Annotated in this window: 13 protein-coding genes; 6 read left to right on the top strand and 7 right to left on the bottom strand. The window is 54.6% G+C overall.

Annotated features, from left to right (window positions below; all coding sequences use genetic code 11):
* Nucleotides 1–13 precede the first annotated feature (13 nt).
* The 6 genes from mreC to TERTU_RS16960 all read left to right on the top strand — a co-directional run bounded on the left by mreC (nt 14) and on the right by TERTU_RS16960 (nt 9,265).
* Nucleotides 14–856 (top strand): rod shape-determining protein MreC, encoded by an 843-nt coding sequence (gene mreC / locus TERTU_RS16985; protein ID WP_080516719.1) that lies wholly within the window; start codon nt 14–16, stop codon nt 854–856.
* A gap of 3 nt (nt 857–859) precedes the next feature.
* The gene (gene mreD, locus TERTU_RS16980) at nt 860–1,351 is read left to right on the top strand and encodes a rod shape-determining protein MreD (protein WP_015818490.1); all 492 of its coding nucleotides are present in this window, start codon (nt 860–862) and stop codon (nt 1,349–1,351) included.
* A 70-nt stretch (nt 1,352–1,421) separates the two neighbouring features.
* A complete protein-coding gene (locus TERTU_RS16975) occupies nt 1,422–2,015 on the top strand; it encodes a Maf family protein (RefSeq protein WP_015818695.1) in 594 nt (197 codons plus the stop codon).
* Nucleotides 2,016–2,023: 8 nt separating this feature from the next.
* On the top strand, nt 2,024–3,505 hold the full coding sequence (gene rng, locus TERTU_RS16970) for a ribonuclease G (protein WP_015819719.1): 1,482 nt from the start codon (nt 2,024–2,026) through the stop codon (nt 3,503–3,505).
* A gap of 56 nt (nt 3,506–3,561) precedes the next feature.
* Nucleotides 3,562–8,364: a YhdP family phospholipid transporter gene (locus TERTU_RS16965; protein ID WP_015819144.1), complete on the top strand. Its 4,803-nt coding sequence runs from the start codon at nt 3,562–3,564 to the stop codon at nt 8,362–8,364.
* Nucleotides 8,357–9,265, top strand: coding sequence for a carbon-nitrogen hydrolase family protein (locus TERTU_RS16960; protein WP_015820646.1), 909 nt, complete (start codon nt 8,357–8,359; stop codon nt 9,263–9,265). Before TERTU_RS16965 ends, TERTU_RS16960 begins: the two co-directional genes overlap by 8 nt.
* A 178-nt stretch (nt 9,266–9,443) precedes the next feature.
* Here TERTU_RS16960 and yjgA read toward each other — a convergent pair whose 3' ends face one another.
* The 7 genes from yjgA to lptB form a co-directional block, all read right to left on the bottom strand.
* Nucleotides 9,444–9,980: a ribosome biogenesis factor YjgA gene (gene yjgA, locus TERTU_RS16955; protein ID WP_015819940.1), complete on the bottom strand. Its 537-nt coding sequence runs from the start codon at nt 9,978–9,980 to the stop codon at nt 9,444–9,446.
* Between the two features lie 47 nt (nt 9,981–10,027).
* Nucleotides 10,028–11,392, bottom strand: coding sequence for a magnesium transporter (gene mgtE / locus TERTU_RS16950; protein ID WP_015818830.1), 1,365 nt, complete (start codon nt 11,390–11,392; stop codon nt 10,028–10,030).
* A gap of 128 nt (nt 11,393–11,520) precedes the next feature.
* Nucleotides 11,521–11,790: an HPr family phosphocarrier protein gene (locus TERTU_RS16945; RefSeq protein WP_015818888.1), complete on the bottom strand. Its 270-nt coding sequence runs from the start codon at nt 11,788–11,790 to the stop codon at nt 11,521–11,523.
* A 12-nt stretch (nt 11,791–11,802) separates the two neighbouring features.
* Complete coding sequence (gene rapZ / locus TERTU_RS16940; RefSeq protein ID WP_015817069.1) at nt 11,803–12,681, bottom strand: RNase adapter RapZ; 879 nt, start codon at nt 12,679–12,681, stop codon at nt 11,803–11,805.
* A 79-nt stretch (nt 12,682–12,760) separates the two neighbouring features.
* Nucleotides 12,761–13,213, bottom strand: coding sequence for a PTS sugar transporter subunit IIA (locus TERTU_RS16935; RefSeq protein ID WP_015817660.1), 453 nt, complete (start codon nt 13,211–13,213; stop codon nt 12,761–12,763).
* Between the two features lie 149 nt (nt 13,214–13,362).
* Nucleotides 13,363–14,898, bottom strand: coding sequence for an RNA polymerase factor sigma-54 (locus TERTU_RS16930; protein ID WP_015820069.1), 1,536 nt, complete (start codon nt 14,896–14,898; stop codon nt 13,363–13,365).
* Nucleotides 14,899–15,101: 203 nt separating this feature from the next.
* The gene (gene lptB / locus TERTU_RS16925) at nt 15,102–15,827 is read right to left on the bottom strand and encodes an LPS export ABC transporter ATP-binding protein (RefSeq protein WP_015818865.1); all 726 of its coding nucleotides are present in this window, start codon (nt 15,825–15,827) and stop codon (nt 15,102–15,104) included.
* Between the last annotated feature and the right edge of the window lie 3 nt (nt 15,828–15,830).

Genomic DNA, 15,830 nt, shown 5'->3' with positions numbered 1-15,830 from the left:
CAACATCAAGCCCCTGTTTCGCCAAGGTCCTTCCCTTAATGTGAGAGTGGTTTTACTCACCGCTCTCTCGCTCGCGATTGCCTTCACCTACCTCTATACCGACTGGTTCGACTCCCTGAAAAAGCACGGTGCTGATATTTCGGCACCTTTCTACTGGGTTTCCGATTTGCCGGCGAAAGCCAGCGATTGGGCGGATACCCGGCTGATGTCGCGCTCGCGTCTCGAGCACGAAAACGAAGCCTTGCGCACTGAGCTGCTTGTGTTGCGGCGCAAGGTTCAGTTGCTCGCTTCTCTTTCCGCAGAAAATGTTCGTCTGCGACAATTGCTTAACTCCACCGATATGTTGCAAGACCGCGTGATTATCGCAGAGTTGATCGGTGTTGCACCGGACCCTACTGTGCACAAGGTTATTGTTAATCGCGGCGCAGAAGAGGGTGTCTATGTGGGCCAGGCAATGGTTGATGCCAACGGTCTCATGGGGCAGGTTGTCACCGTGGGTGAGCACAGTAGTGAGGTGCTCTTAATTACCGACACTACCCACGCGCTGCCGGTGCAAATTAATCGTAACGGTGTGCGACTTATCGCTGAGGGTGTCGGCAATCTCTATGAACTGGTGATACGCCATGTATCCAGCACGGTGGATATCCAGGAAGGCGATCTGCTGGTGAGTTCGGGCTTGGGCCAGCGCTTTCCTGTGGGGTATCCGGTGGCTAAAGTTGAGCAGGTGGTTATCGACCCAGGCAAGCCCTTTGCTCGCGTAATTGCTCGTCCTATGGCCGAAATGAATCGCAGTCGTCATGTGTTGCTGGTGTTCGATCAGCCCCCCGCCGACAACACCGAGCAGGCGGCAAACTAGGCTATGGCGACGCCGAAGCAACGTAATTACGCACTTTTTCTGGGCTTGAGCATCGCGTTCGGGTTAGTGTTTGCGGTGTTGCCACTCACCCAGGATTTCTCGTATTTACGCCCCGAACTGCTCTGTTTGTTGGTGATCTTCTGGGTAATGAACAGCCCTGAACAGCTGGGGATGACCTTTGGTTTCCTGGTGGGTTTGCTGCAAGATGTTGTCGAACTGGGTGTCTGGGGCGGCCATGCGATGGCGCTCACTATCATCGCTTACATATGTCTCATGTCCTATCAGCGCATCCGCAGCTATTCCGTTTGGCATCAGTCGCTCTGGGTTTTTATTCTAGTGGGGGTGCATCAAGTGGTGGTCAACTGGGTACAGGGAATTGCCGGTTATCGGACGCCGGCCCACTATCTGGTGCTCCCGACCTTAATGACAGCCCTGTGTTGGCCCCTGGTCGTGTTCTTTTTTCTCCGTATTCGTCATTTGTACCGCACGCAGTGAGCGGCCCCTTGCTGGCTGGTAAATGCTACACTGCGATCCTTTAACTGGTTTCTTTGTTTCAGGAGCGCAGGTGACACCCTCCGAAATTTTATATTTGGCTTCGAAATCGCCGCGCCGCCGTGAACTGTTAACGCAGATTGGCGTCGCGTTTTCGATTATCGACGTCGATGTTCCGGAAGAACGCGCGCCTGATGAAACTCCTCTGGATTATGTAACCCGCCTCGCCGCCGACAAGGCCAGAGCCGGATCCCTGCTCAAACCGGATGCGCCGGTGCTGGGTGCCGACACGATTGTCGTGCTGGATTCGACGGTTTTGGAAAAGCCCGCGAATAAAACGCAAGCGATTAACATGCTCACTAGTTTGTCGGGCCAGACCCACCAGGTCATGACAGCGGTCAGTATTTGTCGCGGTACCGAACAGAAAACCTTGTGCAGTGAGACGGATGTGCGATTCCGCACTGTTTCATCCGCAGAGGCAGAGCGCTATTGGAACTCCGGCGAGCCGCAGGACAAGGCTGGTGGTTACGGAATTCAGGGATTTGGCGGCGTTTTTGTGGAGGAAATTCGTGGCAGTTACTCCGCTGTGGTGGGGCTTCCCTTATTTGAAACCAGTCAACTTCTGCAGTTATTTCGCCTTCCCGTGTGGAATGCGTCGGAGAAATAATCGCCCCAATGAGTGAAGAAATACTGGTTAATTTTGGCCCCACCGAAACCCGGGCGGCGTTGGTGGAGAATGGCGTTTTACAAGAAGTTTATATCGAGCGCGCCCGCACCAAAGGTTTTGTGGGGAACATCTACAAAGGTCGGGTGGTGCGGGTACTGCCGGGTATGCAAGCAGCGTTTGTGGATATAGGGCAGGCGCGTGCCGGCTTTATCCATGTCTCGGATATCGCGGTCGATCCAGCGAAGAACGGTGATGAACGCGGTCACGCAGAAGCCGATATTCGCGATTTTTTACGCGAAGGCCAGGATATTCTGGTGCAAGTGATCAAAGACCCTATCAGCACTAAGGGTGCTCGATTGAGTACCCATCTCTCTGTATCAGCGCGTTACCTCGTTTATATGCCAAACAGCCACCACATCGGTGTCTCGAATAGAATAGAAGACGATACCGAGCGCGATCGGTTGCGGGCTATTGTCGAAAAGCTCGCTGCCGAATACGAGGAAGAATACAAAGGCGGTGGTTTTATCATCCGCACTGTAGCCGAGGGCGCGAGCGAGGAGGATTTGCGAGCGGACATCCCGTTTGTGTTCCGCCTGTGGCACGATCTCGCCGATACCATCGCAAAATCCCGTGCACCAGCCATAATTTACGAAGATCTTCCGCTTTATATGCGCACTATTCGCGACCTGATGCGGTCCAATATTGAAAAGGTGCGGATCGACTCGCGCGAGAGCTTCGCCAAAATGGAAAAGTTTGCCAAGCACTATGCGCCCGAAATTGGTGGACGTATTGAGCATTACCCCGGTGAGCGACCGCTGTTTGACTTGTACGGTGTTGAAGATGAAATTCAGCGCGCACTGGACAAAAAAGTGGTGCTGAAATCCGGCGGTTATTTGATTATTGAGCAAACCGAGGCGATGACCACCATCGATGTGAATACCGGGGCTTTCGTCGGCCACCGCAACCTTGAGGAAACGATTTTTAAAACCAATCTGGAAGCCTCGACGGCGATAGCGCGGCAGCTGCGGTTGCGCAACCTGGGCGGTATTATCATCATTGATTTTATCGATATGCGGGATGTGGAGCACAAGCGCCAGGTACACCGCACGCTGGAGAAAAGCCTGGAGAAAGACCGCGCAAAAACCAGTATTACGCGGGTGTCGGAGCTGGGGCTGGTGGAAATGACCCGCAAGCGTACCCGCGAGTCGCTCGGCCAAATGTTGTGTGAGCCATGCCCGGTATGCGCTGGGCGCGGCACGTTAAAGTCGGCAGAAACCATTTGTTACGAAATTTTTCGCGAAATACTGCGCGAAGCGAGGGCGTACGACAATGAGCGTTTCCTGGTGCTGGTTTCGCAGCCGGTAATTGACAGGTTACTCGACCAGGAATCGGACAGCGTCGCGGATCTCGAAGCGTTTATCAACCGGCCTATTCAGTTTCAAGTGGAATCCCTGTACAACCAGGAACAGTACGACATCGTTTTGGTTTAAGGTTGCCCGGTCAACACTAGAGAAAGTCACACGTGGTATTTGTTAGCAGAAGAACAATGCGTCGCCTGGTTAAGCGGTTCTGGGGCACGCTCTTTACCCTGGTAATCGCCACAGCTGTTCTGGTGCAATTGGGGCGAGAAGCCTTTCCTCTGTTAAATGACTATCGCGATGACATCAGCCGTCTGATTGGCGATCAATTAGGCGTAAAAATTCATATTGGCGAACTTGCTGCGACCTGGGCAGGGCTGCGCCCTAAAGTCGATTTGATCGATGTCTCTGTCGATAGCCTCGACGATCAACCCATCTTCCGAATTCGCGAAGCCTCCATGGAACTCAGTCTGGTGGAGAGCCTCGCCAAGCGCCAGGTGGCCTGGCGGCAACTGGCGTTCAAGGACCTGCAAACCACGCTGGTGCAGCAGGACACTGGCCCATGGCAAATCAAAAACCTGAAAACCACCGTTAAGTCGGACCGCAAATTTCGCATTGACGATCCCCTCGACATTTTTTTGGTCGGGCGCAGGGTGGAAATCGATAACGCCCAATTTGCGCTCGAGTTTCGCACAGGACATCAGTCCAGCCTGCAGATTCCCAACATCATGTTGGAAAACGACAAAGACTTTCACCGTATTCGCGCGTCTGCCGCTGTCGAGGGGCGACAGCACTTTACGCTCATCTCAGAAGGTATCGGGGACCCACGCGATCCGGATAATTTCGATGCAAAGGGTTACGTCTCGCTGAATCAATTTCCCATGGAGCAGGTTCTGGCCGCGTTCGCCGGCGACTGGTGGCGTGAACAGGGTTCGCACCAATGGGCCGAAGGGCACCGACTGGATTTACAGCTCTGGTACCAGGGGTCGTCGACCCGTGGCTACAAACTTTCGGGCAACCTGCGCGCAGATGGTTTGCCGCTGGCGGTACCTGAGACTGTCAGCCTGCCCACAGGTACGCAGGCGGACATCACCGGTAGCTGGACGCCCAAGGACGGCTGGCGATTAATGCTTCAGCACCTGCTCATCGATTGGCCTGAAGGGCAGTCGCCACCGCTGGATGTGGCCCTGGAGGCGGGGTTTAACCGGCCCATCGGCGTGCGTATCCCGGAGGTGGATCTCGGCCGCTGGTACGAATTACTGGCCGCGACCGGCAGCCTCACCGGACGTGTCGGGGATATTCTCGGCCAGTTGAAACCGCAGGGCATGCTGCGCAACCTGGACGTGCGTTTTACCGATAAGGCCTCTGGCTATATGTTGGCAAAAGCCAATATGGCAGATGTCGGCGTCGGCCATTTTCGAGGCGCACCCGAGCTGCGTCACCTGGACGGCTACCTGGAAGCAACCGCACTCAGCGGCCGCGTTACGCTGCGCAGTGAGCGCGGAATCGCGATGAATTTTGTCGATCTCTACGACGCGCCCTTCGAATTTGATTCCGCAAGGGGTCAAGTGGCATGGCAACTGGACCTTGATGAAAAAACCGCGTATGTCTCCTCTGGGCGCATAGAACTCACTCAGGGGGAGCTTGCCAGTAGCGGCTATTTACATCTGGCATTGCCCTTGGTTGCGGACCCGCGTGAACCGCAAATGACACTGGCCATAGGCATGCGCGAGGGACCCTTAAGTGTGCACAAGAGCTATGTGCCAAAGGTTGTACCCAGCCATCTTTACGAGTGGCTCGAGTCGAGTATCGGGGCGGGTACTGCTACAGATGCGGCATTTATTTACCACGGTTCGGTCGACATGCACCCCAAATACAGTGCAAACCTGCAGTTGTCAGCGGATGTACATAACGCTGATCTTGCATTTGACCCGCACTGGCCCGCCCTTGAGTCGCTCAATGGCCATATTAATCTCGACCACTATAAACTCAACGTGTCGGTATCGAGCGCAGAATTGTTGGGTAACCAGGTAAATCGCGCGCAGGTTAAACTGCTAGCCGGCGCAGATGGCCAGCCAATGGCGCTGGCGATTAAAGGCGCGGTAACCAGCAATGCGGCTGCCGCCATGGCGTTACTTCAGCAAAGCCCGGTACGCAGTGTATTTGGCTCGACATTCGATAGTTGGACTTTCGGCGGCAATGTTGCCGCAGAGATCGAGCTACAAGTTCCCCTGGAAGAAGACACACGAGGTAGCCGCCAACTTGTTAACGTCGAGTTTGATGGCGCTAAAGTGGACATGGCGGATATCGGTCTGGCGGTGGATTCAGTCAAAGGAAAACTGCAGTACAGCTCTGAGACCGGTCTGAGCTCAGCAGGTTTAGACGCCGCCATGTGGGGGCGCCCGGTGCGCGCCAGTATCGAAAGCCCACTGGTCGGCGATACGGCGCGCGATACAGTTATCCACTTTCGTGGCCCGGTGGACGTGGACGATATTCGCCAATGGACGCAGCGACCCGAGCTGGGGTTTGTATCCGGTGTGACCGAACTGGACGGCTCTCTCACTATTCCGGCAGAGGGAACACAGCCCTATTATCTGGCAATAGACGTCGCCTCTAAGCTGGACGGCGTGTCGCTTGAACTTCCGGCTCCGATGAGTAAGTCCGCAGCGGATAAAGCGCCGTTTAATGTCAGTTTGAAGATGTTCGACGACTATCAGCTCTACCGCTTCGACTATAACAAACAGATTAGTTTGCGGCTGCGCAGTGGTTTGAACGACAGTCTGCAATTGAATTTTGGTGATACCGAACTGCCGCTCCAGCCTGGTTATTTTGATGTGCTCGGTCAGGTGCCTACGGCGGATTTGTTTGAGTGGGATCTGGTGCGCGAGCGTTACTTCGCGTACATGGATCAACTGAGCAGCGGTACGGACGACGAAGCGACCCTGCCTATTCGCGTGAATATGGATATCGGCTATGCGACGGCGGGCGATGTTGGTGTTGAAAACGTGCATGTAAATGGCCTGGGGACCGAGACCGAGTGGTCATTGCGGGTCGATAGCGAACCTGTCGCGGGCGATGTGGTCATCAAGGCCGATGACAGCAGCCCTGTGATCATGGCGCTGGATTATTTGCACCTGCCAGGGGTAGACCAGATCAATCAGGATACTGCGCCGGACGATTCTAAACCCGCTCCGGTTGCGCAAGAGGTGGCTGCCGATGTACCGGTGGACAAAACCCGCTCATCGACCACCGAAACGCCGGTGCTGGTTGTGCAGCCTGAGGCGGCTGTCGAGCGAGACGCTCCAGCACCAGAGGCTGAAGCTTTAATTTCAGTGGCTGAAGCTCCAATTCCAGGGGCTGAAGCTCCAATGTCCGGGGCTGAAGCGCTGCCGAAGAGCATGATGGCGGATATCGACCTCTCCACCTTTTTCCCCGTGGACTTTCGGGTGGATGCGCTCACCGTCGGTGGCGAGCCTTATGGGCACTGGGAGTTTGAACTGCGGCCGATTGATCAAGGTGTGGTTATCCGCAATGTTCATGCAACCATCCGTGGTATGGATGTAGGGGAGGCGATTGTCACTGCAGATGATCCGCCTGACGAAGTAGAGCGTGCTGTTCCGGAAACCACTGACACTGAGAACACCCGCCGGGCGCTCAATGGCAAAGTGAGCGCGCCGCTGCGGAATAATTCGCCGACTGTGAGTGAAGGGGATCAGCGTCAGCGTTTACTGGATACCCGCGCGACCGAATTCACCTGGCGCCAAACCCCCGAAGGTAATGTCAGCAGTTTTCGTGGCACGTTAATGGCTAAAGATGTTGGCAAGGTGTTGCAGGCCTGGGGACAGGAAAAAATTATCGAGAGCCGAACCGCAGTGATACAGGCGGAAATCAGCTGGCCAGGGGCGCCCGATGAAGTTGCTCTACCTATCGTGAGCGGGAAGGTCGATTTTAACCTGCTGGATGGTAGCTTTGTGCGTGGTGCAACCGATGGTGACAACGGTTTGCTGCGATTGATCGCGCTGTTCAACTTCGACACCATTGCCCGGCGTTTGCGCCTGGATTTCAGTGATTTGGCCAAAGAAGGCCTCGGGTTTGAGTCGGTGCACGGCGACTTTGAATTTGAGAACGGGCGTATATTCATCCATGAGCCGCTGGTGGTGAACTCCACCTCGTCAAAAATTCAGGTGGCGGGAGTGCTCGATATGCTCGACGAGACCATTGACGCAGAGCTCGTAGCAACTCTGCCTGTTGCTGGTGACCTGACGGTGGCTGCGGCTCTGGTTGCGGGCCTGCCGGCGGCAGTTGGTGTGTTTCTGGTGAGCCAGATGTTTGAAAAACAGGTTGATCGTGCGTCCAGCCTGAACTATCGCATCAATGGCGGCTGGGACGACCCGAAAATTAAATTCCGAAAAATCTTTGACGATACCGCTGCGGAGAAAAAAGGCCGCGAGGTACAAGATATGGATCGCAATGAAAGTCGCGAACTTTCTACTAGCCAATCCTCTACTAGCCAACCGCCAACTGGCCAGCCTAGCAGCCAGCTGTCGAGCGAGGCCCCAACGGAAGTCCAAACTCAAACTGCAGCGATGGCTACCGCGCCCATACCTGCGGGGGCTTCTGAGCAGGTTTTGTCAGCGACCCTGCAACAGGATTCTCAGCAAGCGTTGACGGAAAGTTCGCAAGACCAACGGCAGGACAGGGCTCAAACGGAGCCTGCTCAGCCGGTATCAACTATCACAGAGCCGACATTGGCAGAGTCAATAACGGCAGGGCCATCATTGTCAGAATCAACACCTGTGCCAGCGTCTGTGGCAACGCACGAAACTCAGCAGGCGCTGTCCACGTTAAATCCGGTCGTGACGCCTGAGCCGAAAACCGCGGCTACAGCCACAGCACAGGACGCTGATCGGGCTGAACCTGCGCCGGAGGATAAGCTGGAAATCAAATCGACCGACGATCCAACGCCCGCAGCGGAGCCCACCAATGGCTAGGCGGTTTCGCGTCGGTTTGTGCCAGATGGTCAGCCAGCTGGAGGGCGTGGAAACGAATTTCTCCACACTGGAAGGCTTGCTTGGCCGCGCCAGTAAAGCGAACTGTCAGCTTGCCGTTTTACCGGAAAACCTCCTCACGTTTGGGCTTAAAACGCGTTTTACGCGGGATGAGCAAGTGCAATGGCTGGTGCGATTTAGCGCCTTGGCGCGCGCCCACAAACTGTGGCTGGTGGCCGGCAGTATGCCATTGCACGGCTTTAGCTGGGCGGATGGGGATGGAGATGGAGACTGGGAAGTGTCCGCCGATACAATTCGCTGGCACGATGCATCTGAAGACGTAAAGCCCTTCGCGACATGCGTAGTGTTTGATGATCAGGGGCGCATAGCTTCAGCGTATCGCAAAATGCATCTGTTTGATGCTGACGTGAAAGATAACACGGGCGCATACCGTGAATCGGATAGTTTTGCCCGTGGCGACATGCCTGTCGTCTGTGAAACTCCATGGGGCCGGATGGGCGTGGGTATTTGTTACGATTTGAGATTCCCGGAATATTTCCGCGCGTTGCGTCAACAGGGTGCGGATTTTGTGGTACTCCCTTCGGCGTTCACCTGGGCCACCGGGAAGGTGCATTGGGAATTACTGTTGCGCGCTCGCGCAGTGGAAAACCAGATTGTGATGATTGGCGTGAATCAAGGGGGTGAGCACACGCCCCAGCGCAAAACCTGGGGTGATTCCATGGTGGTGAATGGTTGGGGCGAGATTATCGCCCGAGCCGGAGATGACAAGCTATTGGAAGATTCTCAGCTGGGCGAGCACCTGGTGGTTACCCAGGTGGATCTGGATGAGCTGGAGTTGCTGCGCAAAGATATGCCTGTCTGGAATCACCGCCGCTTGCAGTGAGTCTTTAGTGTACTGAAGTGAGTGTACTGAAGTGGGTCTGGTTGCGCAGATTGCGCGCACCCCGTTCACGCCTGGCCCCAGTAAACGGGTCTCTGAGAAGCTACCTTCATCAGCAAGACCCGCACAAGTAAATCCCTGCGTAAGCTCAACCAGGTGTAAGTGCTAAACCGTGCAAGAGCTAAACGGTGCCGTCATCGGCTGCAGCTTCAAAGCAGTCACGTACAAACTTGAATATCTTGCGAGCCGCCGCTGGGGGTTTGTTGTCCATTTTTTCTTTTTCTGCCGCGCGCAATAAGTTACGCAACTGCTGCACCTGACATCCAGGGAACTGGTCGATGAAGGCTTGCAGTGCCTGCTGATCGCCGCTGAGTAGCTGATCCCGCCAGTTTTCGATCTGGTGGTGTTGGCGTGCGGCCAGATGCTGCTTTTCCTGCATCCTTGCAAAGGCTTCTTCAATGGCTTCGCCATCTGCGTCGCGCATCAGTTTGCCAATGTACTGAAAATGCCGCTTGCGTGCACTGCGCTGAGTGATTTTGGGGGCATCATCGATTGCACTGCGGAGCTTGTCGGAGAGTGGCAGCTTGTCCAACTGGGTGGGCGAAAGCTCAATCAACTGGACGCCGAGGTCCTGCAGTGCGGTCATTTCCTTTTTGACCTGTGTTTTACTCTTGGGGAGGTCGTCGTCCTCCCAATCTTCGTCGGAATAATCGTGCATAAAATAACTATCTATGAGTGCTAAAACCCAGATATAACGCTGGGGTACTAGCCGTAAAAGTAGGTTGCCAGGCCGAGAAACGCAAAGAAACCGACCACATCAGTAACGGTTGTAAGGGTAACACCGCCAGCCAGTGCAGGGTCCACCTTGAGGGCTTTGAGGCCGACCGGCAGTAACGCTCCCGCGAGCGCCGCTGTAATTTGGTTGATTACCATGGCGGCGCCGATGATATAGGCAATTTTGATATCTTGAAACCAGAGAGCAGCTATTGCACCCATCACCAGCGCCCAGAGGATGCCGTTGACTATGCCGACACGCACTTCCCTGGACAGCAGCCAGCCCAGGTTACTGGCGCCAATTTGCCCTAGTGCCATACCGCGAATCACCACCGTGAGCGTCTGCGAGCCGGCAACGCCACCCATACTGGCGACAATAGGCATAAGTACCGCCAGTGCCACGACCTTATCAATGGTTTCATCAAACAGGCTAATCACCGAGGAAGCGAGGATTGCGGTGATCAGGTTAATGCCGAGCCAGATTGCCCGGCGTGGAATCGTGCGCGCAGCCGTGGCAAAGGTATCTTCATCCTCATCAAGACCGGCCATGCTCATTAACGAGTGATCGGCCTCTTCCCGGATGACGTCGACCACGTCATCAATGGTAATACGACCCAGCAACTTCCCCTGCTCGTTGACGACGGGGGCGGAAATCCAGTCGTGCTGCTCAAACAGTTTGGCCACGTCTTTATCAGCCATGGCAGCCGGGATAGCGTTAGTGTCGGTGACCATCACCTCGCGGACGGTTACGCTCGGATCGGTGGTAAGCAGCGTGCTCAAGGGCAGCAGGCCGAGGTAGTCGTCCTTGCGATTAACTACAATCAGGGAGTCGGTCGACGGCGGCAGCTCCGGGTGACGGCGCAGGTAGCGCAATACAACATCCAGCGTGAAACGCGGGCGAACGGTGATGGTGTCGGTATTGGTGAGACCGCCGGCGGTGGCCTCGTCATAGGCAATCACTTCCTCTACCCTGGCGCGATCCTGGTCGGTCATGGCTTCCATGACTTCCTGAATCACTTGCTCAGGCAGCTGCTGCAAAATATCGACGACGTCGTCCGTTTCCAGGCCTTCGGTCAGTTCAACCAGTTCCTCAGTGCCCATATTGCGCACGAAATGGCTCTGGATATCGTACGGCAGTTCTTCGAGTACTTCACCGGACACATCCTTGTCGATAAGGTCCCACAGCACGGTTCGCGAAGGGGGCGGGGAGGATGCAATCAAGCGCGCGATTTCCACCGGCCGCAAGCTGCTCAGCATTTGCCGTACCTGGCGGAAGGTACCGCTTTCGAGTAATACCTGCACGCGACCGACCTGTTGGTGGGTGCTGTGTTCGATATTCTCAGCGGCTTGCGGCATACAGTGGCTTCCGTTTTACGGTGGGGTGGAGGGTTGCTACAGAAATTGTAGCTTTTTCAAAGGCTTGAGGAAATAACTTCGGGAAGTTGGCGCGTGTTTAACCTGCTTACAGGCGCTTGCAGCGCAGCCTATTCCTCCTCGTCGAAGCGGTTGTTTATGAGTTCTTTCAGGGCCGTAATGGCTTCAACTTCGTCCGGCCCCTCGGTGATCAATTCAATTTCCGTGCCGATTGAGGCTGCCAGCAGCATGAGCGACATAATGCTTTTCGCATCTGTCGTTTTGCCGTGGGCACTGACCTGAATTCGTGACTCAAACCGATTGGCCAGGGTCGCCAGCTTGCTGGCCGCTCTCGCGTGGAGGCCAAGTTTATTGATGATCTCGAGGGTTCTCTGCTGCATGAAGCTCCCGCATTAGCTGTGTTTCGGGGCGCTGGAATCGGGTATTTGTCGATGCCGCGTCTGAACATTCTTATAGTCGGCTTTGAGCGCTTTTGCGAGTCGTTCACTCATGTAGACCGAACGATGAAAACCACCCGTACAGCCGATAGCGATGGTGAGATAGCTGCGGTTGTTGTTCTCGAACCGAGGAATCCACTTACGCATAAATGTAAGAATGTCGTTATACATCTCCTCCACCTGTTCCTCGCCGTTCAGAAACGCAATTACTTCCGGCGACAGCCCGGACAGTTTGCGCAGTCCGGCATCCCAATAGGGGTTTGGCAAGCACCGCACATCAAAAACGAAATCGGCGTCAACCGGCAGCCCATACTTGAAACCGAACGACTTGAACAGCACCGCCATACCTTCTCGGTCGGAACCGACCACAAGGTATTTAATTGCACTGCGCAGTTCATGCAGGTTGAGCTGCGAGGTGTCTATGGTGACATCGGCGGCATTGGATATGGGCTCGAGAATAATGCGCTCGCGCTCAATGGCTTCATTCAGGTCGGTGAGACCGTCAGAGAGTGGGTGTTTGCGGCGGGTCTCGCTGTACCGTTTGAGGAGCACTTCGCGCGAGCTGTCGAGATAGATAACCTGGTAACTTTCTCGCGGCAATGGCCCCACTTCAATCATCGCCATTAAACGGCTCAGATCGTTGTTGATGTTGCGCGCATCGATACCGATAGCAACCCGTGGCGATGGACGATCAGAGGTGCTTAGCTGCTCGATTAGCGCGGGCAGAAGGTCGACAGGAAGGTTGTCGATGCAGGTGTAGCCTTCATCCTCCAGCAGGTGCAGTGCTGTGGTTTTTCCCGAGCCTGATCTTCCGCTAATAATCAGCAAGCGCATGTTACCTGCCTGTGTACGAGTCGCATGTGATGGAGGAGCGCAGAGCGCGCGAGGGACTAGTTACTTCCCGGTAGAGCCGTCAGTTTACACCAGACGCCACGTTAAACAATTCTTCATCGGTTTTACAGTTGCGAAGGCGCTTCACAAAATCATCCCTTTGCAGGGTTTCTGCGAGTGCGGCAAGGGTTTGCAGGTGCTCGTCTTCGGCGTTTTCCGGTACCAGCATGGCAAATATGAGATCGACTGGCTTGCTGTCTACAGCGTCGAAGTCAATGGCTTCTTCCAGAGTTACGCACGCGCACAAGGTCGCGCCTTCGGTATTGAAGCGGCAGTGGGGTATGGCTATACCGCCGCCAATGCCTGTGGAGCCAAGCCGCTCACGGGCGAAAATATGTTGGAACAATTCAGTTTGGTCGAGGCCAGTGTCGGATTCGCTAAAAATGCCAGCGAGTGTTTCGATCAAGCGTTTTTTACTGCCGCCAGCAATCTTCGCTCGGGTTCGCTTGGCGTTTAGAATGGTAGAAATTTGCATAGCGTTGCGCCCGGTAAAACAGCAGATGTTGGATGTTGCAGGGAGTCAAACGGCGCGCATTCTACCAGTATTAGTTTCAGATCCAAGCCCACTTTAGCCGCAAATTTTATTTGCGGCATCAGACTTTAGACCGGCATTCCCAGATTTTGCTATACCAAACGCTTGCGTTCGTTCGAGGGAGGTATGTTCAGAGACTCGCGATACTTAGCGATGGTGCGGCGTGCGACCTTGATTCCCTGTTCTGCCAATAGCCCTGTAATTTTTGAGTCGCTGAGCGGTTTGCGTGCATTTTCCGCAGCAACTAATTTTTTAATGATAGCGCGAATTGCGGTAGATGAGCACTCGCCGCCGGAATCTGTGGCCACATGGCTGGAGAAAAAGTATTTGAGCTCGAAAATCCCCTGTGGGGTGTGCATGTACTTTTGCGTGGTTACTCGCGAGATCGTCGATTCGTGCATTTCGACAATTTCTGCCACGTCGTGCAATACCATCGGTTTCATGGCTTCCGGGCCGAAATCGAGAAACCCCTGTTGTTTTTCCACGATACAGCTGGCGACTTTCAACAGGGTTTCGTTGCGGCTTTGCAGGCTTTTCAAAAACCAGCGCGCTTCCTGTAAGTTGTCGCGTAGAAAAGTGTTGTCAGCGCTGGAGTCGGCGCGCTTAACCAGTGACGCATAGTCGCTGTTAATGCGTAAACGCGGTGCGATATCCGGGTTGAGTTGCACCATCCAGCGGTTATTTACCTTGTTCACAAACACATCCGGCACCACATACTCTGTGTCGTCGCTGCCAATCTGTTCACCGGGTCGCGGGTTCAATCCCTGGATAACCTGTACCGCCGCCTGTAGTTCGCTTTCTTTCAGTTTTAGCTTGCGCATCAGCTGTTTGAAGTCGCGGCCGCCGAGCAGATCGAGAAACTCGCTGACGAGCGTTTTTGCGTTGCGCACATCTTCGTTGCTGATATCAAGCTGGCTCAGCTGAATGAGCAGGCATTCACGTACGTCCTGGCTGAGAACGCCGGGTGGGTCAAACTGTTGCACCCGGTGGAGTACAGCCACCACTTCGTCCATTTCGAGTTCTTCATGGTGAGGTTCCAGGCCATGAAAAATTTCATCCAGAGTCTGGCCGAGCAGACCGTTGGGTTTTACCGCGTCAATGATGGCTTCGGCGATATCCTTGTCGCGGACTGACATGGGGGTAAGGTTCAGCTGCCACTGCAAGTGATCCTGCAGCGTTTCTGATGTGCCACGTCGGGATTCAAAATCGTAATCGTCGGAGTCGGGTTTTGCGAGTCCGGTGCCGCTCGGGGTGGGGTCGTAGATATCGTCCCAGCTGGTGTCGACCGCAAGGTCAGTGGGAATGTTGTCTTCGTTCCAATCACCGTCGGAGGATGCGTCGGAATTGGACTCCTGGTCGGCGCCATTCGCATCTGCAGCATCGCTTTTGCCGTCGGCGCTGTCCTTGCCATTAAGCTCGTTGCTGGCTGGAGCCTGTTCATTGATACCGCTGTGAGAGTCGTCGCCGCTGAGGTCTTCCTCAACTTCGAGCATAGGGTTTGAATCCAGAGCTTCTTGTATTTCTGCCTGAAGATCGAGCGTGGAGAGCTGAAGAAGCCTGATGGCCTGTTGCAGCTGCGGGGTCATGGTGAGCTGCTGGCCCAGTTTTAACTGGAGGGATTGCTTCATAGTTCGATTTACTGCGTCTGGTTAAAGTGCACTATCAGTTAGTGGCAACTCCTGTGGGGCGCCGGCTTGTATGAGGCTAGTGTATTCCGGCCGCAGTCCAGGTGCAATAAAATCGCATAAAATCAGAAGCAAGTATTATGCCGTGACAAATACAAAAGTCAGTCGTTTGTCAAGAGATTTTGCTGATTATCTGCAGAAAGCGATTAGAGGTGGAAGTGCTGACCGAGATATACTTCGCGCACTTTTTTGTTGTTGAGTACATCATTGGCGCTTCCTTCTGCGATGATGTGGCCTTCCGAGACGATATAGGCTTTCTCACAGATATCCAATGTTTCGCGAACATTGTGATCGGTAATCAACACGCCAATACCGCGATTTTTAAGGTGTTGTACGATCTGCTTAATATCGCTCACTGAAATCGGGTCGACTCCGGCGAAGGGTTCGTCCAAGAGCACAAAATCGGGCTCTGTGGCCAGTGCTCGGGCGATTTCAACACGCCGCCGCTCGCCGCCTGACAGCGCCATTCCAAGGCTGTTGCGAATGTGGCCAATGTGAAACTCTTCCAGCAGTTTTTCCATCGCCTCACGGCGTTGGTTGCGGCTCAACTCTTTGCGGGTCTCAAGAATCGCAAGAATATTATCCTGAACTGTTAACTTGCGAAATACCGACGCTTCCTGGGGCAGATACCCAAGGCCTGCGCGCGCGCGCTCGTGCATTGGCAGGTGAGTAACGCGCTTGTCGCCAATCTGGATATCGCCATGATCGGCTTTAATGATGCCCGCGATCATATAAAAACAGGTTGTTTTACCCGCGCCGTTGGGGCCGAGCAGGCCCACGATCTGGCCACTGTCCACAGACAGGGATACATCGATGACGACCTTGCGGCCTTTGTAACTTTTGGCGAGGTGTTGGGCACTCAGTTGCTGCATAAA

This window comes from Teredinibacter turnerae T7901 (assembly GCF_000023025.1).
GTDB classification, from domain to species: domain Bacteria; phylum Pseudomonadota; class Gammaproteobacteria; order Pseudomonadales; family Cellvibrionaceae; genus Teredinibacter; species Teredinibacter turnerae_B.
Note: the sequence above shows the minus strand (reverse complement) of the source record. Positions and strands in the feature narration are given on the sequence as shown.